This is a genomic window from Exiguobacterium sp. s95 (assembly GCF_018618655.1).
Lineage (GTDB): Bacteria > Bacillota > Bacilli > Exiguobacteriales > Exiguobacteriaceae > Exiguobacterium_A > Exiguobacterium_A oxidotolerans.
This window is the reverse complement of the sequence record NZ_JACSMM010000011.1, coordinates 30,306-53,877: the sequence shown is the minus strand read 5'-3', so window position 1 is coordinate 53,877 and position 23,572 is coordinate 30,306. Positions and strand designations below refer to the sequence as shown.

Genomic DNA, 23,572 nt, shown 5'->3' with positions numbered 1-23,572 from the left:
TTTTTGTCGTCAGTTCGCTACCGCTTCCAGTCGAATCTTTAAACAGATGAATTCAAATGGTGTGTCGCAGGTCACCCGTTCAAGCCGCCGCTTTCCGACACGCCGGTCGAGCAAGGCAAAGCCGCGGATAAAGGCATGGGGATGCGTCAACGCTTCTTCAATTGATAGTGTCGGGTACAACAGAAAATCCTGTTGGACGGCATAATTGGCATGCCATCCCTCTTGTTCCAACTCCCGTTCGATTTGCTGGTCTAATTCACTTGATGCCTTATACCAGTCTGATTGAAAGATTTCCAACGTAATCTGTTCCGGCTTTTCCGGCAAGCGGTTCTTCACCAACGCATAACGACGATCTGACTCTAATGTAAAACGTAAATCTTCGGCCTTAAAAAAGGAGGTTCCATCCAGTGTCATCCAGACTCGAGCTTCGCCGTCATGAAAATGACGATCGACTGTTGCATAGAGATTTATACGTGTCTGAAGCGATGGTGCGACAAACGACAACATCTGTTTTTTCATTTTTGAGAATTGCATAAGGTCCTCCTTTTCCACACATCAAAGACCAGGCAGCTACTGACTGCCTGGTCTTTAGTTTATCCGTTTTTCATATCGAACGACTCCGTCAACGTGAAAGTAATTTGCTTCACGTCAAGACCCCCGAGCGTAAAGTAGAGCTTGAAGTAATTATGCGGATTAAAGACGAAAACGTCTTTCGTCTGCGTCACCCATTCGCCGTTCGTCCCGTTGAATGTAAAGGTCGCGACCGGCATATTGTTCGCAAACAGCGTCACCGGCATCTGCGCCAGTTCACCGGCAAACGAACGTACTTCTAGCGAAACATGATACATACCTGTCTCTTCTGCAGTCACAGCAAAAACATGACTGTTCCCAGTTGACGTAACAAGTTCATCGAAGACCAGTGGCACACCACTGATGAGTGGTTGATGCGTCATGGCTTGTTCGTTTGTATCCATTGTTTCTTCTGGTAATCCTATCACTTCAACTGTCGCTTCTTGACCAAGCGCCCGTTCCATGACCGGTGAGCGGAGAATGAAGCGGCAAATGTTTGCTGCACTCCGGAGTAACTCCGCCCGTGTCAATGTGCCGTCAGTGATTGATGTTAATGTATCATCCTCAAACGGATTGGCACCCGATTCACCGACGACCATGTATAAATCGTTTTGCGAACGGACCATCGCTGCCGTTTGTTGACGGTTCGCGTCCGTTCCTTCAGCATTGATCTTCGCCCACCAGTCGGTCATGACGACACCTTCAAAGCCCCACTCGTCACGCAGAATCCGTGTATTCTGATCGTAGAGTCCTGCGGTCCAAAGGCCATTGACGGCACCATACGTCGTCATGATCGCATAGGCCTGTCCGCGTTTGACAGCATGCTCAAATCCTTTGAGATAAATCTCCCGTAAGGCCCGTTCCGAGACAATCGAATCGAGATCATGGCGATGGAATTCCTGGTTGTTGGCGCTTAAATGTTTAAGTGTTCCCGTCACGCCGACCCGGTGCATCCCGTCCAGTTCAGCGACCGCCATCATCCCCGTCAGGTGCGGATCTTCCGAGAAGTACTCGAAATTTCGCCCGTTGAGCGGATGACGGTGAATGTTCATGCCCGGTCCGAGCAAGGTATCGACGCCGTTTTTCCGAAGTTCAAGACCTGTCATCTCAAACAAGTCCGCCACGAGCTCGACGTTAAAGGTCGAGGCGACAAGCGTCCCGTTCGGAAGTGAAAAGGCTTTTGTTCCGATATCCATCCGGATGCCGGACGGACCGTCGGCACAGCAGGCTGCCGGGATCCCGAACGCCGTCAGCCGGTCGGTCACGCCGCCAAACGCCGCCGCTGTTCCCGGTGTGACACGCGGTGAATTCATCCCTTCACCGCGGACGATCGCGGCGAGATCCTCATCCGTTAACTGATCGAGGAACATGTCGAGTGATGTCTTGCCTTCAGAGACGTCCTGCAATGTCAGTCCTTGATCGTCCGAATAGGTCCGCTCTGCCGGACGTTCCGCTAAGCGGCGAGCTTCCGGATCAACCGTCCGCAATGGTGTCGCTTCGTACGACACGTCGTAACCGGTCTCCGTCTGTTGCGGCTTCAAGCGGTCGAATGCCGTGACCGGTGCCATGTTTTCGCTTAACGTCTCGATTACCCGTAACTGCTCGAACGTTTGCGTCGCAGCATGCACCGCCGTCCGGACGTCTGTTCCGACGTACAGATGATATACACCTGCTTCAATCACGTAAGAAGACTTGTGTCCGGTCAGACCGGAGTCATCATAGCTCGCATATTCCATCAGCGGAGCCGTTAACGTCAGTGTTTCACTTTGACCCGCCTCAAGGAGTTGGGTCTTCGCAAACGCAACAAGTCCACGGGCCGGATTGCCGAGCTTCCCTTGCGGTTTCTCAAGATAGACTTGGACGACTTCTTTTCCGCTGTGCTCTCCTCTATTCGTGACGGTGACGGTTAACGTCACCTGTTGATCCGTCATATCGACCGTCTCCGTCGCGACATCAAACGTCGTATAGGATAAGCCGAATCCGAACGGATAGAGAACGTCGTCTTTCGCAAACGTCTCGAAGTAACGGTACCCGACATAGATGTCTTCTTTGTAAATCGCCCGGTCTTCGTGACCGAAGTACGGTGTCGACGGATACGCATCAAGTGAACGGGCAATCGTATCCGGCAGTTTCCCGGATGGTGTGACAGCGCCCGTCAAGAGATCGACCAAAGCATTGCCGCCTTCCATCCCGCCTTGCCATCCGTACAGAATCGCACTCGGATTGAAATCGACTGCCCACTGCATATCGATGACGTTCCCGACGTTCAGTAAAACAACCGTCTTCGGGAAGGTCTGCGAGACTTTTTCGATCAACGTCAACTCGACGTCCGTCAGCAGATAACTGCCCGGGTCCGCCGTGTTATCCCGGTCTTCACCGGCTGTCCGGCCGATCATGACGATGGCGACATCTGACTGTTCCGCTGCGGCTGCGACCAACTCATCGCTAACCGGCATTTCTTCCTGTGACCATGTTTCTGCCGCCCAACCTTCCCCTTTATCAAACGGGTGATCTTCGAGCCATGCTTCATAGACGTCGAGTAACGACTGGTTCAGTGTCAAATCCGGATGACGTTGCAGGGCTTCGAGCGGACTGACTACGTATGAGACGTTGACCATTCCACCTGATCCTGTTCCACTTTTATAATAATTGAACTGATTGCGTCCAAAAACAGAAATCGTTATCCCGGTAGCAAGTGGTAACGTCTGATTATCATTTTTTAACAGGACCGCGCCTTCTGCGGCCGTCTTTCGTGCAAGTGCTGTATAAGCGTCCCAATCTAGCGTGTATGTCGTCATCTGCTCATCCCCCTATGGTGTTTGTATCAGATTTTATCTCAGCAAACCGTTTCTGAAGACCGTTCGCGATTTCCGTGATGCAGTCTTCCGCTTGCGGGTATTGACCGAGTTTTTCAATGAAGGCATGATCCATGCCGTTGTACTGAATCCGTTTTGTTTTGACGCCGGCCCGCGCGAGTTTCCGTCCGTACGCTTCGCCTTCAAGACGGAGGTAATCGTACTCTGCCGTGATGATTAACGTTTCCGGTAATTCTGCCAGCTTGTCACTGAAGAGTGGTGAGACGTGCGGATCCTGTACGTCCGTCGTCCCTTGCAGGTACAAGCGGTTTAACAAGCCATCCGTGTCTTCAAGTGCTGTGACGATCCCTTCAAGTAACTCACGATTTTCGTTCATCTCGTACGCGTCAAGACGCCACTCGAAGTCGTCCGTCGGCAAGGCGGCAAGATTGATGACCGGATAGAGCAGGACTTGGTACTGGATCATCTCTGTCTGTTGTTCGCGGTCAAGCAGGGCACAGACGGTCGCCAGGTTGCCGCCGGCACTGTCGCCGGCGACGGCTAGCTGCTCGCTGTTGATGCCGAGCTCATGCGCCTGTTCGTAGACCCATCTGACGGCCGCGAAACAATCGTTCAGACCGCTCGGGAAAGGATGTTCCGGTGCCAGCCGGTAATCGACGGAAATGACGACGACGTGCGCCCTTTCTGCCAGCAACTTACACGGGTGCTCGACCGGTTCAAGCGTCCCGCCGAAAAAGCCGCCGCCGTGAAAGTAGAGAACAGCCGGTAACGGTTCCGTCGACCGGGGACGATAGATTCGTGCCGGAATCGGTTGTTCCCTACTTGGAATCATGATGTTTTCCGTCGTGATGTCTGTCGTCGTCAGGTCGGTATTGACCCAGCCCATCCCGGCCCGTGCCGCTTCGAGTGAAAACGGGATGGGTTCCGGTGAAGGCACTTGCTGCTGCATCACGTCCATGACCCGTGGATCGAGCACACCTTTTTCTTGACGGTCCGGCACCGATTTGGTGACAACTTCGACACCTGCCTGTCGTACACCCGTCGTTTCTGTCGCTAGTTTCTGAACAAGGTTGCTGTAATCGCTCATACATCTTCCTCCTGCAACTGGATTTTTTATCATGTTTATAAGAGAAACATCATTTGTAAAAATAAGTATCGAAACCGCTTTCGTAAATTTCCAAAAAATTTTCGGTATCCCCTTTATCAATAAAAAGATACCGCTTACAAAACCAATCATACGCATCTTTATCCGATTAATCAATCATTCTGGATGATTCCAAAAAAGCCACTCATCTTTCGCGTGCTTCCCTTACCGGAATGACGTGAAATGAATGGCTTTTTGACTTAACTTAAAATATTTTCTTCGGAAACAAGCTTAAAGCCGTCAATGATTGTATCTTCCTCGACTTCAATCAACAGACACTGTTTACCGTTGTAATTGACCTGTTTGATGTACTTCAAGTCTTGCGGACTGACCGTGATGTTTGCGACTTTCGTATTGATTTTAATCGACTTCGCTTCATAATTCGGGACGATGTTACTCGCCTTCATCTCGTATGCCGTATCATCGATGACTGTCTTAAACGCCCGCTCGACCTGTTCCGTGTCGACGTCTTCGATGCCGCTCGCTTTTAAGACCCGTTCGACTTCTTTGACGTCAAGCATCGGAATCTCTTCCGGCTCGTCTTCTTTTTCATCCTCAAGCACAAGCAGGTGATTGACTTCTTCATAGACGCCGGCAAGCGTTTTGGAATCGACTTCTTCGCCGATGACGAGTTTGACGATTTCTTCAAAGACCGCTTTATCTTCTTCCGCCGTCACGATATGGTCCCCGTTCAGGACATTTTCGATGAAGGCAAGGTCCGGTTTATTCGGCTTGCTTGCTGTGTAAAGGACACGGTTGACGTCCGCCGCATTATCGGTAAAGCACGGGAATAAAAAGCCGCCGATTGGTGACGCGAGTTTGATGACCGGATTGATCAGCAGGTTCGACTTAAATTCGAGATCGACATAGTCAAAGACGAGCGACTGTTTCGGCAGTTCCGTCTGATTAAGACTGCTGAGGATGAATGGCGTCGTATAGACTTCATCGTTTTTATCGACCTCCGTCTCGTCTGCCTGCCGTTTCGTCGTCTTGTAATACTGCCCCCGGATGAACGTGACGACGATATCGTTGTCGTACTGCACGTCCTGAACCATCTTCAATGCAATCTGTTGCATTTGCTCCGTCCAGTCTTCCGTCTCTTCCGTGTAGAGTCCTTCATACAGCAACTGCTGCGTATGGCCCGTCGCCCCTTCTTCCGGCTGCTGGAACTTGACTTCAAACAGCTTGATGTCGAGTTTACCGGTCAAGACTTTTTTAAAGTTCGCGAGGAACAGCTCCTGTTGCTCGAGTTCGAGAAAAGCGAACGGCCGGCTTTCTTCATAAAAGATTTCACTCGTTTCCTTGCGGATATATACATTATAAATTTCGTTGATTTTAAGTAGTTCCGAGTCGACCTTAAAATGGCGACGGATATCACTGATGTCTTGTTTGTTCATGATGCGATTTCAGCTCCTTGGCGTTTGAATTCCTCGTGGCTCCTAAAAAAGGAGTGCCTCCTGTCCGAATCGAACAGAGGTACCCCTTTACTATACAAGATTTGAATCAGATTCGCTGACAGAGTTCAATTCTTTGCCCGGGAACTGAATAAATAATGTCTAATTAGATAACCGACCAGAACAATCAGCAACGCGATGGAAAAGTAGACGATGAAATTCAGCGCGACCGGCAGAAAAATCGAGACGACATAAATGATCATCACCGTAACGGCATAAAACAGTAAAAACTGGCTGATGGCTTTCAATGGATTTCTCCTTTCGACGGAATTCGTATCAATCCTGTTCGAAGGCTCTAAAACTGTAAGAGTTCGTAATTGGTTCATGGATCACCAATTCGTAGCCGAGACCTCGTTCATCCGCTTGCTCGACAATCGACTCAATCTGAACCGTATTAAGGTGGCGTTGGACGAAGACGAGTGAAATGGCTACCGCGAACGCTAAACCAGTTAAAAGAACGATAGATGTAATAGATGAATGTAACCTTTTTTTCATGGTCTCAGCCCCTTTTTCAATTAATACGTTTTATTTCATCGAAAGTTCCTAGTTTTATTATTATGGCAGTTTTATTATTATGGCAGTTTTATAAATCTACTTTCTTTGTGTCTTCATATTGTCCATGTCAATACCATTTAATTTTTGTAATTTTTACATGATTTCAACCCTTTAAAAAAAATTCAATGGCATACTGAAAAATGTAAGAGGATTCTCTCATCATAACCTACATAAGAGGAGGCAGTTCATGTTCCAGAAACTCAAGTTACTCGCCGTATCCGTTGTCTTGTTCCTCACTGCATTTCAGTTCGACCTTTCACCCGTCTCGGCACTCCCGTCCGGACTTCCTTCAAAAGCAACCGCTCAGTCTGAATTAAATGCATTAACGGTCAAGACCGAGGGCACGATGACCGGTTACTCCCGTGATCTCTTCCCGCATTGGAGCAGCCAAGGTGGTGGATGTGACACACGCCAAGTCGTCTTAAAACGTGATGCGGATTCCTACGTCGGCAACTGTCCGGTCACATCCGGCTCATGGTACAGTTATTATGACGGGCTGACGTTCACGAACCCGTCCGATCTCGACGTCGACCACGTCGTGCCGCTCGCTGAAGCATGGCGTTCTGGGGCAAGCAGCTGGACGACGACGACCCGTCAAGCATTCGCAAACGATCTGACAGGTCCGCAACTGATTGCGGTTTCTGCAAGCTCGAACCGTTCAAAAGGAGACCAGGATCCATCAACATGGCAACCGACACGCTCGGGTGCAAGCTGTGGTTACTCGAAGATGTGGATCCATACAAAAAGTCGCTGGGGCTTAAGTCTCCAAGCAGCCGAAAAAACAGCATTACAAACGATGTTAAACACATGTTATTACTAAAAGAAGCACACATTCCCCATAAATCAAGTTATCCGGAAGGACTGATTCGATGGAAACGAAAACCTCTACTTTCACCGCCACGCATGGTGTGATGACAAATGAAGTCGGCGTCATCAGCGGCGAGCTGGAATTACGGACGACATGCCAGGAGGACGGCATGCTGGAGCTTGCGATTTTATATGCCGGGGCAACAGACGTCTATACCTTACCAGGGAAAGATTATCAGTTATATGATGCCCGCGATCATGACGTGGTACACCGGATGTTAGCAACTGTGCTTGAACGTACTTAAGAAGAGAAAAAGCAGCCATGGCGAAGGTTCTCGTCTTGGCTGCTTTTAAATGTTTTATCGTCCGATGCGACGAAAGGCAACAATCACACCGACTGAACTCATTAAGAATGCAAACAGAATATACGCATCGCTTTTCGTATAGTCTCCACTCGTTTCGTCACTGTCTGCATTGTTACTCGCTTCATTATTTAAGGGTTGATTGTTATTTGGATTTTCTCCATCAGCATTTTGAGGCGGTCCTTGTCCTTGTCCTTGTCCTTGTCCGCCCCCCATATTTTCATTGAGGTACGTCTTTTTCTCTTCAATCGTCATCGTCTCAAAATCATCTGGTAAGGCGATTGGCAGATTTCCAGATTGAATCTGTTCGACAAATTGATTAAATTCTTCATCTGTCATCGAGTTAATGTCGGGTCTTGGCCCCATATTCCCTCCTGGTTGTGCTGGTGCACCTTCTTCATTCGTAGTTTGTTTATTATTGTCTGGGGTTTGATTTGCAGCTGAATTGTTTTCAGCTACCTCGTCAGCGTCAACCACGAGTTCACCCGATAATTGAGCTAATATTGATTCACTGCGTTGTTTAGCAAACTCTGGGAGACTGTTTTCACCACTGACACCTTCTAAAAATTCTTCCGTTGTAAAGAATTTAGAAGGATCGCTGTCGACGTAGGGTTCTAATAAGATACCGAGCTTCGACGTAATAGACTCCACGTTTTCTTCAGTTAAAATTTCAGTCGCAATTTCTTCCAGATACTCCTCGTATTGCTTCGATAAGGTTTCGTCACTTAATAGTACGTTCAACAAAGGACGTTCAGATAAAGTTGTACCAGAAACGGGCTGATCTATGCTGAAGTTGATCGTGTCTTCACTTAATAATTCTCCAGCCTGCGTTCCGCCACCTTGATTCCCTCCACCTGCTTGAGGAGTTACCGGTTCTGCATCTGTATCAGACTCCTGCGTGGGCGGAACTTGTTCCGGTCTAGTTTCAGGAGCTGTTACTTCTTCACCTTGTGTGTCTGCACCATTTTGTGTAGCTTCTTCGCCCGGTCCGCCTTGACCACCGGGTCCACCCTGACCGCCACCACCCATGTTAAATCCACCAAACGACATATTATAATCCCAAGGTAAAATCGAAAATTCACCGTCTGCATCTTCGTAGAGATAATAATTATGCTTCAGTTGGCCTTGATAACTATCTAAGCTGACTAAAGACGTGTTCAGGGCAAAATAGCGGAGCATCTCATCCGTATTCAGGTAATCCTCATACCCCTCCCCTTCATTGATGGCTTTCAGCATCGAGATCAGTTCAGATTCGTCTACACTTTCTTCATTCATTTCAACTTCGATACCGTCATAATCTTCAAGTGAATCACTTATATAAACCAAATCACTACCTGTACCGTCCGGCTTATACAAGTACCCTTCCGTCGTATTATAATTTTGGGCGATAAACGTCTCGTCAATTGCTTCTACACCGAGCATCAGTCCATAGTATTCTCCATTCACCATGACCTTCATGTAGGCATGCTCCGGTGTCTCTATTCCCATTTGCTCCATCAATTCATAAGAAACAAACTCTTTCATTTGTGTCGTGTCACTAAAGTTGTTATTTAAATTGAGTTTGGATAGACCATAATAACTTTGATTGGAATCATAATAGTTAAAATCTACTTTTAAGCTATACCGGTCTGAATCTTCATCACGAGCAACTGATGTTAATGAGGAGTTTCCTTTTGTACGGATGGCTACATTCGAAACTTCTTCTCCATTAATCGTGATAGAAGCTTCTTTATACTCCTCCTCAAGCGGATTTTCAATCAAATCCTCCCATTCATCGTCATCCATTGAAATCTCAATAGTAGAAACTTCATCTTTATTAAACATGGTTTCGTCATACGAATACGCAGAATTTACTTTTTGTAGTTGAAACTCTTGAACCGTATAAAGGCTCCCCACTGTAAAGAAAATCGCAACGAGCATTAACGTGATAATCCATCTTTTTTTTATTAACATTTCCACCCCTCCATTACGTAAATCTTAAGTAATCCGTTTAATTGAAACAGCGGTGGCAGCAAGAGTTTTCTTGCTGCCACTTGAGGTTCTCTCTTTTAATTAGGCAGTAAAGTTCCCGTCGTAACTGATCATGACCGCTGATTGGACACCTTTCATATCTGAAAGTGTGTTTAAAAATTCCATATCGTCTTCTTTAACACGAATTTCGTAAGTCACCTCAAACTGATTACCGGGTAACACAGACTTTGATTTGACTGTATGTTTCTTCGCATAATTCTTGACGACATGATCCACTAATTCAATGACTGAATTTTCGTTATATTTGATAACAAGTAAATAAGGATTTTCGATTTTGATTTTATTCACGAACAAAATTAAAACTAGACCAATGGCGATAGAACCTAATACTGCCAGAGGAACGAATCCTGCTCCACATAAAATCCCGACTACGATTGCCCAGAAAAGATAAACAATGTCCATCGGATCTTTAATCGGTGTCCGGAAACGGACGATCGATAGCGCACCAACCATACCAAGAGACAACAAGACATTTGACGAAATCCCCATGATAATGAGTGAAGTCGCCATCGTCATGATAATCAGCGAGATGTTGAACGTATGAGAATAAATCACGCCGGCAAATGTCTTTTTATATACCGTGTAAATCAATAAACCTAAAATAAACGCTGCCACTAAACCGATCAAAGAATCAACAATTGAAAAGCTCGTTGTTTTCTCTAAAATATTGGACTTGAAAATATCATCAAAAGTTATATTTTCCATTTCTATTCCTCCAAATGACTAATCTTTTATACGTTAGTCTTTTTTATTATCCGTACATTCGACTCATTTGATATTTTGAATACGTTCCTTTTCGTCTGTTACCAATCTGAAGAAGTTTTTTTATGACATCCGGTAGAAATTCGTCATACTTAATTTCTAAAATGACGACATCCGGATTCGTTTCAATCATCGGCAAATCAAAATTGAGAACGTCATTATTTCGAAAACTGGTTTTGATATCACTGTCAAACGTGACCCGGACATTCCCGTAATGATAAATGAACACTTCACGTTCATAATCCACTACGGTCATTGGTTTGATGTGATACATCTTCATTTCAATATAGAGTTCACGAATCAACATTCGTTCATCATGTTCCATCCAAGAAATCTCGCCATTTCGCATGTCTTCATACTCTTCAATACGAATGCGACATTTTTGTTTGTACGTGAGATTATTACGCTTACTTTTCTTCTCCAAATGGAGAAGACTGATACGATGGTCATACAACCGCACACGAAATTTATCTCGGTCGTAGTATCCTTCTTTTTTTTGCGTTAGCACTTTATTATCGATGTTATCGAAATACACGCTTCGAATATGATATTTGCCTTCCTCGTTTGCATGAGGATCGACCTCCATGACGTGCTTCAATCGATGGCGAAGCAGGTAACAATCCATTTTTGATAGCTCGTGCTTAAGCTCCGTCCGCCCTTGTACACCATTCAACGTCTTTGCCTGCATAGTGTTCAACTCCCTTTTAATAACTTCCTCATGCCTTGATTATTAAAGATGAACCTTAAAAATTGCTTAAAGTTTTACGCGATTTGAACAAAAAAAAGAAATCACAAATGCGTGATTTCCTTTTTAGGCAATTTAATTTGAAAAATACTCCCTTTTGATTCACCAGTGTCGACTACTTTAATTGTGCCGCCATGACTGACGACAATCCAGTGGGCGATTGCTAAACCTAGACCGGTCCCACCGGTATCTCGTGTTCTCGCTTTATCTTCTCTAAAGAATCTTTCAAAAATTCGTTTTCTATTTTCTGGACTTATTCCAATGCCTGTATCACTTATTTCTATGATTATCTTATGTCCTTCCAGATATGTTTTCACCCCGATACTTCCATTTTCCGCGGTAAACTTTAATGCATTATCCAACAGGATGACGAACAGTTGATGCATCCTGCTCTTATCTGCTTCAATTTCTATCGGAGTATTTAAATGAAGCCACATCGTTTTATCTTGCATTTCAGCAATTTCAAGATAGGGCTGACAGACACGTCGTACAAAATCATCTAAGTGGAACGTTTCTGTACTTAACAGGGTTTCCAATGAATCTGCACGGGCAAGCGTTAGCAAGTCGGTCGTCAGCTTCGACATGCGTCTTGTTTCAGATAAACTGAGTGCAATGCTCTCAAAAGAGTCTACAATTTTTTCATTAGGCTGGACCAATAACAATTCAAGCTTATTTTGAATGATCGTCAACGGGGTTCTTAACTCATGCGAAGCATTTTCCACAAATTCAGCCTGGCGATCCCAGGACTTAATGATTGGTTGCATTGTTTTTTTGGATAGTAAATAACTAATCGTAAGAGAAAGAACAATGCTTACAATTGAACAAATCAGTAAAATCCATCTGAAGTTTTCGGTTAGACTTTCTTCAGCATCTGTATTAATTAACAGTTGGGTGTAGGAAAAATCATCACTCTCATCATTCTCGTAAGACAAAGACCGAAAAGTATATTCATCCTTTAAGCGAACCTTCGTGACTTCATTCAAGGACTCTTCGTTAAAGTTTTGGTCTTCAAAATAATTTTGATAGAACTGCGTACCAATCTGATCTTCATTTACATTTTCGCCCTCACTATTCCACCGTAAGACAATGATTCGTGGATTTAACGGGGGCGCCAGCTGGTCCGGTTGTCCACGGTCAGCCGGCAGATTTTCTTGCTGATCTAAGTCTTCACGTTGTATTTTTTGTTTGAAATTATATAACTCCTCATCCGCTTTTTTATAAAGCGTACTTTGAACGAGTGTAAAAATAATCACGCTGAATATCGCAAAAATCAGCGTAAATGCAATAAAGTTCAACGACATAAACGTAAATTGCTGCTTGCTTATTATCTTGTTTTTATTCATGCGTCCTGACCTTCCTCGGATAACATATAACCTAATCCACGAAATGTCTTAATGTAACGATCGTAATCATATGCCTTTAATATTTTACGAAGATGACTTGTATAGACTTCGACGACTGTATTCGTCGTATCTGATTGAAAGCCCCAAATCCGGTCAAATATTTGTTCTTTCGTCACAATCGTTTCTTTGTTGTTAATGAGATACTCAAGTAGTTCAAATTGCTTTCGATTTAACTTAATCGACTCTCCGTTTAAAGTGGCAGTTTTAGTTTTTACATTCAGAATAAGCTCTTTAAACGAAATATTATTTTCTTTGAAATGCCCAATTGTCCTTCGAACGATTGCCTCTAACCGTAACAATAATTCTTCCCGGTGAAAGGGTTTCACTAAATAATCATCTGCACCTAGACGAAGACCCTGTATTTTATCATCAATCGCATCTTTAGCTGTTAAAATAATTACGGGTGTCGTGATGTCCTTTGACCGTAATGCCTGTAATACTTCGTATCCGTTCATAAGCGGCAACATCAAGTCTAAAATAATAATGTCATGGATGTTTTGCTCAGCTAAATAAAGCCCTTCTTCTCCGTCAAAGGCTTGAGAAGTTTCATATAATGTATTCGTAGACTCGACAATTGTATTGGACAGCATCACATCATCTTCAATAATTAGTATTTTCATAAAATCCTCACTTTTCAATTTAAACTTTATTCTGCACCACTGAGATTAGAGAAGAAACAATCTATTTCGCACGTGTAAAGTTTACCGTAAAAAAGATTGTATCAGACTAAAGATTAAACGGTATCATGGTCCGATTAGAGTCGCTAAGTATGCTGATTTTAACTAAACCTTACATCCTTTATTTGATGTGTCTAACACCTTCTTAAAGGTTTGCAATTTTTTCATCTAGCGTAACACAATGAAATGCCATACAAATCAATTGCTTATTTTAATTTTGTAGACACAGAAAAAGGAGTTGTTTATTTGCACCCATCACATCGTCAGTTGATTTCCTATATAAATGATATCAAGGAACGAAATCATAGTAGTGCTGCTGCCTTAGTTGTCATGCAGAATGACAAGATCATTTTGGAGCATTATGAAGGATTTCATTCCAATGCGGAATCAAACGAAATTGGTATAAATTCCATGTTCAACATCGCTTCCGCTCGCAAAAGTTACCTGGCGTTAGCAATTGGATTTGCCTTGTATGAAAAGAAACTTCATAGCCTTGATGATTTGATATCCAAATACTTGAGCAACTACGATAATAACGTCTTGCAGGGTACAACAATTCGACATCTTGTCACTCACTCACATGGGCTGAATGAACGACCAGATGGATCGATTTACAGAGAGTTCGATGCTGGCAAAGGATGGGCCTATCGTGGCATCAACGTCCGAATCATGACTGAACTTTTCAAGGATATATACGGGTATGATTTCACTCGATTGTTAAAAGAGCGTGTCTTCAGTCCATTGGGATTTGAGTATACAGACTGGTCAACGGAAGCAGCAAAAAAACTAGTTCAAGTCATCGATAATCCTGATTCGAAAGCAGATTTTGCACTTTACCCTTCCGATGATGGCATGGGTTCTAACCTACACACCACAGCAAGAGAATTAGCACTTTGGGGAAATCTTCATCTGAACGATGGTCGTCATGAAGGCATTCAAATCGTCCCGAAAGAAGTCATTCAACTCTGCACCTCTATTCAAAGTCTTGAATACAACGATACACATCTTCCTGCCAATGGACTGTTTTGGTACGTGCAAGATAAACCACGAGATAACAGCGAGATAGGAGAGCGCGTCCCGCAAGAAGCCTATCAAATCCTCGGAAACACAGGTCCCCTCTTACTCGTGATACCAGAAAGTCGTCTTGTTGTCGTACGGATGTATAATAAACGGTACAACTTTGGTGGAGACAACTATCTTCATTATCTTCGTGAGTTTAGTAATCTAGCCTCGGACACGTTTTCATTAAATACACGATGAATGCTTAAACTGCACACATTTACTACGGATTATGACTAGTAAGTTCCCCTGTTCTGTTACTTCCATGCAGCGCATAAAAAAGACGGCCATCCACATGACCGTCTTGTATCATTCATTCAGTAAAATTCAACCGTCACATCGTTATACCCGTTTGTTTTAAGGAAAGAGGTTAATAGTTTTTTGATTCGTTCATCTGCTTCTTTCAAAAAACCCTGCTCGATTTTTTCCTCTTCAATTTTTCTTTTTTCTTTATTAATGTCATCGAAAATCTGCTGGGATTGATAGTCAGAAAAAATATTCCCTTTGACATCCGTTACCTTGGCTGTATCTGTATCCGCTACATTATCAAGAATCGTCGCATTCGGAACCTTAACGTATAATTGCTTTGCTGTTTCGTCATAAGATAACTGTAATTTCGAAAGGTCCGTTCCCGCTTTTAAATAACCATCATATTCAATTAGTTTGATTGCCTCTGCTAGCTTCATGTCGGTGAACGGTACCTTTTTACTGCTTCGACTGACTATGACTTTGCTGTATTCATATTTCAAAGTAGTCCATTCCGATAATTCTACTAACCGTTCTTTTACAAGAGCAGTGTCAGAGCTTTTAGTCGTAGAAAAGAGAGAAGGTTTGAAATAGAAAACGGCTCCCGCACCGATTACTCCGAGAATCACTAAAAGCACAGACATATTTATAATTAGTTTTTTCATCTTTAAAATCTCCTTAAGTCTGTATCATTACACTCCTGGCATAGAGAATATGTCAAAATTTCGTTAAAAAGAGTTGATGTGATTGCCAGACATCATACCCCCCCTTGAGTTTTACGCTTCTTGATACTGATTAGACTCCATTGCTCGTTTACATACCGCATAACATTCTTCGATATGTGCATTGCCCAAGTATTTCATCGCACCAAAGCTGATTCCGGCCGAGACGGCCTGGCCCACAAAAGGAACGTACTTTGTGACCTGTTTAATTGCCATTTTAGCTCCCATTTTTTTCAGTAACTGTGCCACTACTGTTTTTGTAATGTACTTACCGACTAGTTCACTGCCGACGGAAGAAATGATAATCGCAAGTCTTCCTTTTATCTCAGAATCGAGCTGATCAATCTGTTCCGGGGATAATCCAAACTTACGGTTAATTGCAGGAAGAAGTTCCATCATGATGACAACATCCGCTCCGACATCTGCCCCGGGAATCGGCACGACCGCTGCTGCGGCTGAAGCCGATGCTCGTTTATTCACCATTGCGTTACACTCTGCTTTAATACGATCTAACTCTGAAATAGAAATAGGTAACATGTTATTTCCTCCGGTCCTTAAATTAATTTCTATACTAATAAAAGATAGAATTTCATAATAAGTATCGGTTTCATTCCTTAATTTTACAATGGTTTTTTATTATTTACTGTCAATAGTGATTTATTCGTAATACCTCAAACCTTGCGAACATAATGCTTATAAAAAAAGATTACTTGCTAACTACTATGTAACAGTCGCTGCTCATTTTTTTATTCAGAGGTATCATACTGATGTATCTTTCCACTCATTCACTGCCGTTTCTAAAACGTACTCTTTTAAATTTTCCTTCTTTGTTTCAATAATGACTACATACTACATACTACATACATAAGAAAGACCATCTGAAACGCTTCTTAACGTTTGAAATGGTCTTTCTTATCAACTCTATTCACTTATGATACGGCTCATTCCGATTAATCCGATATGCCCGGTAAATCTGTTCACAGAGAATCATCTTCATCAATTGATGCGGAAACGTCATCTTCGAAAATGAAATCGTATCGTTTGCCCGCTGCATGACTTCTGGTGCTAATCCAAGCGATCCACCGATGACAAACGCGATTTTACTCTTGCCGTACGTCGCCAACCGATCGAGTTCTGTCGCAAACTGTTCACTCGTCCGTTGCTTTCCTTCGATAGCAAGTGCGTAGACATGAACGTCCGGTCCAATCTTCGCTAAAATCCGTTCGCCCTCTTTTTTCTTCACTTGCTGCATCTCGGCGTCACTCAATTGTTCCGGTGCTTTTTCGTCCGGGACCTCGATTTCTTGAATCGAACAATAGGCGCCAAGCCGTTTTGTATATTCGGCAATCCCTTGCTTCAAGTACTTCTCTTTCAGCTTTCCGACCGTGATAATGGTAATTTGCATCATTTTTCTCGCTTTCTGACAGAAAATTCAGGAGTTATCCACAGAGTTATCCACATGTCCACATGTTGATAATTATTTTTTGCTTGACACAAGATATGTTGCGGGCTGATCACAGTACTCACAAGTGACCGTTTTTTCTGAATTCACTTCTTCCAAAATCGGGTATTCTTCCGTTTCATCGACGACTTCGTCAAGTGCTAACTCGACATGTTCCAAACAGACATATTTATCCACAGGTCTTCTCCTCCTTTTCAGTTATCCACAGTTATCCGCTACCAGTATAACAAAAATCGGCTTCTTCAACCGCTTAAAAGTTATCCACATGCGTGGTATTCTCGCTTCTTTTCGTTCCATGATTAACCTGCTGCTCATCGTGTCGGCTGCACGCGACTCCTACAGGAAAAAGCACGGCTCGTCCGTGCTGTCAGAGGAAAACGAGACCCTGGCATCTGCCGTCAGGCAAGAAGCCACCGGCTCGTTCCTCGCCTGAGGAAAGCGCGTGACAGCACATCACGATGACTCTTTCTCTTTCTTTCATACGCCCATTCATATCCCCAAACAAAAAAACTACCCGTACATGTACGAGTAGTTAATCTGAATCTGTTATTGCACCGTCGCCGCTTGTGCCGACAACTTCACATCAAGGGACTGTTTATCCCCATTCCGGTAGAACGTCACTTTGACGGTCTGTCCAACTTTCGCATCACGGTACAGGACACTCTTGAGATCTGCGAATGAATTAATCTTTGTCCCGTCGATTTCGACGATGACGTCATTTGCTTTCATCCCTGCTTTTTCTGCTCCACTGTTGTTTGTCAGACCGACGACGACGATTCCTTTCGTCACGTCACTCGGCAGTTTCAGGCGGTCCTCACGGTAGCCGCTCGGGAACTCCTGGACGTCCCGAATCTGAATCCCGAGTTGCGGGCGAATGACTTCACCGTTCTGTTCGAGGTCACGCATGATTGGTAACGCTTCGTTGATCGGAATCGCAAAACCGACACCTTCGACGCTTGCTTCCGCAATCTTCATCGAGTTGATCCCGATCAATTGACCGGACGTATTGATCAGTGCGCCGCCCGAGTTCCCGGGGTTAATCGCCGCATCCGTCTGGATGACTTCCGTGTTGAAGTCCTGCTGGCCGTCCTTGTTCGTATCGACCGGCACCGTCCGTTCCTGGGCACTGATGACACCACGTGTGACCGAGTTTGCGAAGATCCCGAGCGGGTTGCCGATCGCAAGGACCGTTTCACCGGCACGTAACGTATCGGAGTCACCGATTTTCGCGACCTGTGTCACTTTTGCTGCATCGATGGATAAGACGGCTAAATCATACGTCGGATCTTCGCCGAGGACTTTCGCTTCGAGCGCCGTTCCGTCTGATAACGTGACCGACAAGCTGCTTGCCCCTTCAACGACGTGATAGTTCGTCACGACATAGGCTTTATTGCCATCTTTTTTATAGATGACGCCGGATCCTGCTCCTGTCTCTTGATCCGCACCGCGGAATGAACTTTGTAAATTCGTCACACTGACGACGGCTTCTTTCGTTTTACTGACGGCACCGACGATATCATTCTCGGCTTCCGTCGCTGTCGTCGCTGCCTGTTCCGTCGTCACCGTCGCGGCTGGTGTCGGACTCGTCATTTGATCACGGGCAAATGGCCAGGCGATCAAGGCAATCAGTAAGGCGCCGATGACGCCGCCGATTAAGCCGACAAAAAATGCTTTACCACCGCCACCACGCTTACGTGGAGGTTCGTCTGTTTCTTCATATGGTTCACGATAAGGACTGACCGGTTCTTCTTCAGTCGGTCGGCGCGGTGGAAATCCGCTCTCCTCATCGGTCGATTGATTGATCTGTTCCGATTCATTCCGTGGTTCTTCAGGTCGATCCATCGGCACATGCCTCCTTCTTAAACTCTCTTTACACAAGTATACCCCCATCACCTGGCAAGTTAGCCAAATGTGGGGGTCTTTTGAGCATATTCAGTAATTTCCCATAATCAGAGCTTCAGGAGTGGTGTCGGAATGACGGGATCGGTATCAAGCAGATGAATCTTGCTGAGGTCGACATCCCGACTCGCCAGTGTCTGGGAGACACTCATTCGGGCCAGTTCCTTCATGTTGTTGTCCTTGCTCAAATGGGCCATATGGATCCGTTTCGTCCGCTCGTCGAGCACCTCGCTCATCGCGACTGCCGCGTCTTCGTTCGAGACGTGACCGTAGTCGCCTAGGATCCGTCGTTTGACGCTCCACGGATAATGCCCCATCTGGAGCATCCCGATGTCATGATTCGCTTCGAAGATGTAGGCATCGGCACCACGAATCGTCCCTTTCATCCGGTCCGAGACGTAGCCTGTATCCGTGATATGGGCGAGTCGTTTCCCTTCATGGGCGAACTGGAAGAACATCGGATCGGCTGCGTCATGGCTGACGTTAAACGATTCGACTTCGATATCGCCGAACTGTTTCACTTCGCCGACTTCCCAGAGGAACTTCAAGGCGGGATCAATCTTCCCGATCTTCGCTTCCATCGCGTCCCATGTCTTTTGGTTCGCATAGAGCGGGATGTTGTACTTGCGGGCTAAGATGCCGACCCCTTTAATATGATCCGAGTGTTCATGGGTGACGAACAGCCCATCGATGCCTTCCGGTGACCGGTGAATCTGGTCGAACAATGCAAGCATTGCCTTTCCTGTCAATCCGGCATCGACGAGCAGCCGGCTTTGTTCACTTTCGATGTAGAGGGCATTTCCCGTCGAGCCGCTCGCAAGAACGCTATAGTGTAGGCTCATCGTGTATTCCTCATTTCTCTGAAACTGTATCGAGGCGTTCGATCGTCTGAACACCCCCGTCAATCGCGTTGACGAAATAAAGTTCTTCCCCGTCGAGTTCGATCTGCCACGTCGGCGGTAAAATCTGGACCGATTTTGTCCCTTCCGTCACGAGACAGAAATAGCCAAGCTTATGGCCTGTCATTTTTTTCGAGGCCGGGAAAAGACCTTGCTCCGACAATTGGATGACGGCTTCGCTCGCTGACAACAACGTCACGTCCTGTGCTTGGCGGACGACTTCGTTCAAGTGACGTTGCTTATAGCTGACGATTTCCTTGTCATCGTTCAGTTGCAGGACGAGCAGGGACGGACCAATCATCGCCTCATCATCCCGTGATTGCTCCGGTGTCGAATACAGCGGTTGTCCTTTATACGTCTGCACGAACGTCATTTCATTTTGTTTATTATCAAACTTCCAAAACGTGTAGTCTGAACCGTGATTAACGGACGACTGGACGAATGAAGTCGCCGAGTCGCGCATCGCTTTTGCGTCGAGCGGTGACGGCTTCGACAACCGAACAGACCATTCGACCTGATTTTTGACTGATGTGATCGCATCTTTAATCGGTGAGCTCTCTTTTGGTGCCAGTGAGCTCGAATCGACTTCTGCCGTCAAATAACCGATGTCGCGAGACGCGGTCTGCAGTTGTTTTTCGTCAATCTTCCGATCTTTCAAAATCGTCTTTCCGGACGCCGTCGTCGCGACGATCCGTGGTTCAATCATCCGATCCATCAATTGAACGACCAGGTAGACGTTCAGGATGAGGAAAGTCAGAATCAACAACGTCTTTGCTTTACTCCAATCCATTCAACATTACCCCTCATTTCCAATTGCTTGATCGACTGTGCTCCATTCTCCGTCCCGTTTGACGAACCATGCCGGTTCAAACAGGGCGTAGCGACTCGTCGCGATTTTGTACGTCATGCTGTAGCCGACTCGAATTCCGGTGATGTCCTGCATAAGGTCTGCTTGCTCCAGCTCTTTCACCGTCTGTTCAATCGTCGGTAACGTCGTTTCCTTTAACAAAAGTTTCCGGTCTGCCCGTAACATGCTCCGGCTGATCGACCGGATTTGATTTTCTTCGAACGTCATCTTGATCGTCGCTAAATCAAATTCTGGTTGTTCGAGCAACGGGCCAATTTCGCCGAAGACCGGATAACGATTCAAATAGAGACGGAAGATTGCCGTTTGTTGCTCTTCTTGACTACTCATTTGATCGAAGTAATAACGGAAGCCACTGCGTTGTGTGACTTGGTCGAGCCAGCCCCCATGAATATTGATGTAGCTGACGAGCGTACTGTAATCGACTGCCGTACTTTGTGTATTCGGTGACAGCGTGTTGAAACGATAGGCGTTGTAATCCCGGTCATACGTCGAGACGCTGACCCCATCCGTCAACACGTCGAGTCCGTCTCGTCCCTTGATTTGCTGCACGTTCGTATTCGCTGTGAAGAACGCACTGCGGATCCGGTCGAGTGGTTTCGGGTCCTGTCCGACTTCGTCATAGACAAACACTTCTTCAAGACGAGGGGTCGCTGTTGCGACGTACGTGTAGTCACCACCTTTAAGCTCGACCTTCGTCATCGGTTTTTTCTTATCGTAGGCAAAGAGGCGTTTTAAGACTGTCTCGTCGCCGACCAATTGAAAGTCTTTAAAGCGACCAGTCGCTGACTCGAGCCGAAGAATCGGTCCGTCATAATCGAGCAGATAGAGCCGTTTAATCGGTTCAGCCATCGCAATCTCTTTTTCACCGAGTAGTTCTTCAAGCATCGCTGCCGTGACCGGTGTCGGGAAAATCATCTCGACACTCCGTTTGCTGAGCGGGATGTTTGAGGCTTTATCCGTCAAGACGAGGACACCGATATCAAACGAAGCACCAATCCGGTTCAAAATCGTCCGCCCGATGATTTGTGTCTGATAGGCTTCCACACCATTCGAATAGACGACGAGTTCGGGATTGACGAGCTGATTACTCTCAACCGTCTTTGAAGCATCAATCTCATTAAACGATACTTGTTCCTGCTCAATCGATTCACTACTTGGATGATATGTCCAAAGCATTGCCGTCTGAAAAATAGAACCACATACAAGTAGAATCAGCAGGGTCGTTTTCAGTCGTTGCTTCATCATCCGGCATCCACCTCTTCAATCACTTCATAAGGAAGGGTAAAGTAAATCGTCGTACCACGTCCCCATTCACTTTCTGCCCAAATGTCGCCGCCATGTGCCGAAACGACATCTTTCGCGATCGAGAGACCGAGACCTGTCCCACCAATCTTCCGTGCCCGTGCCTTATCGACACGATAGAAACGTTCGAAGATTTTTTGCAGGTTCGCTTTCGGAATCCCGACTCCCTCATCCTTGATGCTGATGACAATCCGTTTCGCCCGTAACATCGTCCGGACGGTAATCGTTCCGCCTTCCGGTGAATACTTGATCGCATTCGTCAAAATGTTATCGGCAACTTGAATCAACTTATCCTGGTCCCCACGAATATAAACTTTCCGTTTCATGATTTTCCGGCGGAAGCGAATCCGCTCCGGTTTTGTCATGTCATGACGATCGAGAATTTCATTAATGAACTGGATATAGTCGAAGCGCACTTTATTCATCTTGTATTCCTTACTATCCATTTTCGACAGTTGCAGGAGGTCTGTGACGAGACGAATCATCCGCTCCGTCTCATTTTGTGTCGTCTCAAGGAAGCGTGGTGCAAGTTCTTCGTCTTGATAGGCCCCTTCTGCGAGTGCTTCGAGATAACTCCGCATCGTCGTCAATGGAGTCCGGAGTTCGTGACTGACGTTCGCGACGAACTCGCGGCGGTCCTGTTCGACTTGCTCTTGTTCCGTGACGTCATGCAAGACGATGATCATTCCGGTAATCGGTCCACTGTGTTTCTTGACGGGCGAGAAGAACGCCCGGACGAGGAACAGTTCATCCTCACTACTGAAATCAAGCAAGCGTGGTGGCATTGTTCCGTCTTCCGGAATCATGAAGTCATCCCCGAGTGCGAGTAAATCCTTCAGATTCGTTCCGACCATGCCTGCCTCTTCGACGCCGACGATGTCTTTTGCCTGATCGTTCATCAAGATGACACGGAGCGTCCGGTCCGTTGCGATCACACCGTCCGTCATGTTTTCGAGGACGCTCGTCAACTTCCGTCGTTCCGCTTCCGTCGTCGCGTTTGCTTCGAGCAACTCGTCGGTCAATTCGTTGAACGACCGGGCCAGCTGTCCGATTTCGTCATCGGAATAGACTTTTACTTTCCGGGAGAAGTTCCCCCGGCGCATCTCAATCGCTTGCCGACGCATGTCGGAAATCGGTCGCGTGATCGTTCGAGATAACAGCACCCCGAGAATCGACGTGATGACAAGTGCAATCACTGTTCCCGTCGCTAGAATGCGGGTGACCTGTTGCATCTGTGAATAGATCGACTCCATCGATGCCCGGACATAAATCATCCCGATCGTCGAACCATCACCTTCTGACGTGACAGGTACGGCGAAGATTCGGATTTTATCTTCATTCGGATCAAGGACGGTATCGATTCGGGTCGAACTCGTCGCCTGTGCTTTTTTGATTAACGAGTTTGTCGCCCGTTGCCCCACCGCCGACTGGTTGTCCTCATCCGACGTCGCTTGAATGACAGAATCCTGATCGATGATTTGGACTTCGAGAATGTCGTTCCTTGAAGTGGAGCCACTACTAAACTCAGACAGCAGCTGCCCAAGAGACTCAGACAACTGCCGTTTAGAGGCTTCATCATCGCCTGCCTTATCAAATTCCTTCCCGACATTGTAAGCTACAAGTCCGGCTCGGTCCTCGACAGATTTTGAGAAGTTTGTAATGTACTGCTTTTCAAGGGAACGAACGAAATAGACTCCAATGACTTGCATCGCGACTAAAATCAGTAACGCGTAAATGACGACAAGCTTCCACTGGATGGATTTAAAGAAGTTCGTTCCTTTTAACATAG

23 protein-coding genes are annotated in these 23,572 nt (G+C 45.8%); 3 read left to right on the top strand and 20 right to left on the bottom strand.

Features of this window, described 5'->3' with window-relative positions:
- Nucleotides 1-9: 9 nt before the first annotated feature.
- From KNP99_RS13850 to KNP99_RS13825, 6 genes are all read right to left on the bottom strand, one after another.
- Nucleotides 10-534 (bottom strand): SF0329 family protein, encoded by a 525-nt coding sequence (locus KNP99_RS13850; protein ID WP_214846174.1) that lies wholly within the window; start codon nt 532-534, stop codon nt 10-12.
- Nucleotides 535-593: 59 nt separating this feature from the next.
- Nucleotides 594-3,368 carry a glycoside hydrolase family 3 protein gene (locus KNP99_RS13845; protein ID WP_214846173.1) on the bottom strand — a complete coding sequence of 925 codons (2,775 nt, stop codon included), beginning with the start codon at nt 3,366-3,368 and terminating at the stop codon, nt 594-596.
- A gap of 4 nt (nt 3,369-3,372) precedes the next feature.
- Nucleotides 3,373-4,473 (bottom strand): alpha/beta hydrolase, encoded by a 1,101-nt coding sequence (locus KNP99_RS13840; protein WP_214846172.1) that lies wholly within the window; start codon nt 4,471-4,473, stop codon nt 3,373-3,375.
- A gap of 257 nt (nt 4,474-4,730) precedes the next feature.
- Nucleotides 4,731-5,927 (bottom strand): DUF4317 domain-containing protein, encoded by a 1,197-nt coding sequence (locus KNP99_RS13835; protein ID WP_214846171.1) that lies wholly within the window; start codon nt 5,925-5,927, stop codon nt 4,731-4,733.
- Between the two features lie 125 nt (nt 5,928-6,052).
- Entirely contained in the window at nt 6,053-6,232 is a 180-nt protein-coding gene (locus KNP99_RS13830; protein WP_012371875.1) for a hypothetical protein, read from the bottom strand.
- A gap of 28 nt (nt 6,233-6,260) precedes the next feature.
- Complete coding sequence (locus KNP99_RS13825) at nt 6,261-6,479, bottom strand: hypothetical protein (RefSeq protein ID WP_088838286.1); 219 nt, start codon at nt 6,477-6,479, stop codon at nt 6,261-6,263.
- A gap of 247 nt (nt 6,480-6,726) precedes the next feature.
- Between KNP99_RS13825 and KNP99_RS13820 the strand changes: the two genes are divergently transcribed.
- Both KNP99_RS13820 and KNP99_RS13815 read left to right on the top strand, forming a co-directional pair.
- Nucleotides 6,727-7,359, top strand: a complete 633-nt coding sequence (locus KNP99_RS13820) for an HNH endonuclease family protein (RefSeq protein ID WP_214846170.1) — start codon at nt 6,727-6,729, stop codon at nt 7,357-7,359.
- 49 nt (nt 7,360-7,408) lie between these two features.
- Nucleotides 7,409-7,651, top strand: coding sequence for a hypothetical protein (locus KNP99_RS13815; RefSeq protein WP_088838288.1), 243 nt, complete (start codon nt 7,409-7,411; stop codon nt 7,649-7,651).
- A 54-nt stretch (nt 7,652-7,705) separates the two neighbouring features.
- On the opposite strand, the gene KNP99_RS13810 is transcribed toward KNP99_RS13815, so the two are convergent.
- The 5 genes from KNP99_RS13810 to KNP99_RS13790 form a co-directional block, all read right to left on the bottom strand.
- Nucleotides 7,706-9,661 (bottom strand): CotH kinase family protein, encoded by a 1,956-nt coding sequence (locus tag KNP99_RS13810; protein ID WP_214846168.1) that lies wholly within the window; start codon nt 9,659-9,661, stop codon nt 7,706-7,708.
- Between the two features lie 99 nt (nt 9,662-9,760).
- On the bottom strand, nt 9,761-10,444 hold the full coding sequence (locus KNP99_RS13805; RefSeq protein ID WP_214770308.1) for a DUF4956 domain-containing protein: 684 nt from the start codon (nt 10,442-10,444) through the stop codon (nt 9,761-9,763).
- Between the two features lie 46 nt (nt 10,445-10,490).
- Nucleotides 10,491-11,189: a polyphosphate polymerase domain-containing protein gene (locus KNP99_RS13800; protein WP_088838291.1), complete on the bottom strand. Its 699-nt coding sequence runs from the start codon at nt 11,187-11,189 to the stop codon at nt 10,491-10,493.
- Nucleotides 11,190-11,290: 101 nt separating this feature from the next.
- Nucleotides 11,291-12,589 (bottom strand): sensor histidine kinase, encoded by a 1,299-nt coding sequence (locus tag KNP99_RS13795; protein WP_214846166.1) that lies wholly within the window; start codon nt 12,587-12,589, stop codon nt 11,291-11,293.
- A complete protein-coding gene (locus tag KNP99_RS13790; protein WP_088838293.1) occupies nt 12,586-13,269 on the bottom strand; it encodes a response regulator transcription factor in 684 nt (227 codons plus the stop codon). The genes KNP99_RS13795 and KNP99_RS13790 overlap by 4 nt, the downstream gene beginning before the upstream one ends.
- 303 nt (nt 13,270-13,572) lie before the next feature.
- Between KNP99_RS13790 and KNP99_RS13785 the strand changes: the two genes are divergently transcribed.
- Nucleotides 13,573-14,586: a serine hydrolase domain-containing protein gene (locus KNP99_RS13785; RefSeq protein WP_251133109.1), complete on the top strand. Its 1,014-nt coding sequence runs from the start codon at nt 13,573-13,575 to the stop codon at nt 14,584-14,586.
- A 116-nt stretch (nt 14,587-14,702) separates the two neighbouring features.
- On the opposite strand, the gene KNP99_RS13780 is transcribed toward KNP99_RS13785, so the two are convergent.
- The 9 genes from KNP99_RS13780 to walK form a co-directional block, all read right to left on the bottom strand.
- A complete protein-coding gene (locus KNP99_RS13780; RefSeq protein ID WP_214770317.1) occupies nt 14,703-15,296 on the bottom strand; it encodes a DUF4230 domain-containing protein in 594 nt (197 codons plus the stop codon).
- Nucleotides 15,297-15,407: 111 nt separating this feature from the next.
- Entirely contained in the window at nt 15,408-15,836 is a 429-nt protein-coding gene (locus KNP99_RS13775; RefSeq protein ID WP_251133108.1) for a hypothetical protein, read from the bottom strand.
- 442 nt (nt 15,837-16,278) lie between these two features.
- Nucleotides 16,279-16,758, bottom strand: a complete 480-nt coding sequence (rlmH, locus tag KNP99_RS13770; protein ID WP_012371884.1) for a 23S rRNA (pseudouridine(1915)-N(3))-methyltransferase RlmH — start codon at nt 16,756-16,758, stop codon at nt 16,279-16,281.
- Nucleotides 16,759-16,830: 72 nt separating this feature from the next.
- Entirely contained in the window at nt 16,831-16,992 is a 162-nt protein-coding gene (locus KNP99_RS13765) for a CxxH/CxxC protein (protein ID WP_084157652.1), read from the bottom strand.
- 369 nt (nt 16,993-17,361) lie between these two features.
- Nucleotides 17,362-18,657, bottom strand: a complete 1,296-nt coding sequence (locus KNP99_RS13760; protein ID WP_088838294.1) for a S1C family serine protease — start codon at nt 18,655-18,657, stop codon at nt 17,362-17,364.
- A gap of 107 nt (nt 18,658-18,764) precedes the next feature.
- Nucleotides 18,765-19,556: an MBL fold metallo-hydrolase gene (locus tag KNP99_RS13755; RefSeq protein ID WP_029332152.1), complete on the bottom strand. Its 792-nt coding sequence runs from the start codon at nt 19,554-19,556 to the stop codon at nt 18,765-18,767.
- Nucleotides 19,557-19,566: 10 nt separating this feature from the next.
- The gene (locus KNP99_RS13750; protein ID WP_088838295.1) at nt 19,567-20,403 is read right to left on the bottom strand and encodes a two-component system regulatory protein YycI; all 837 of its coding nucleotides are present in this window, start codon (nt 20,401-20,403) and stop codon (nt 19,567-19,569) included.
- Between the two features lie 6 nt (nt 20,404-20,409).
- A complete protein-coding gene (locus KNP99_RS13745; RefSeq protein WP_088838296.1) occupies nt 20,410-21,726 on the bottom strand; it encodes a YycH family regulatory protein in 1,317 nt (438 codons plus the stop codon).
- A complete protein-coding gene (gene walK, locus KNP99_RS13740) occupies nt 21,723-23,570 on the bottom strand; it encodes a cell wall metabolism sensor histidine kinase WalK (RefSeq protein ID WP_029332155.1) in 1,848 nt (615 codons plus the stop codon). Before walK ends, KNP99_RS13745 begins: the two co-directional genes overlap by 4 nt.
- Between the last annotated feature and the right edge of the window lie 2 nt (nt 23,571-23,572).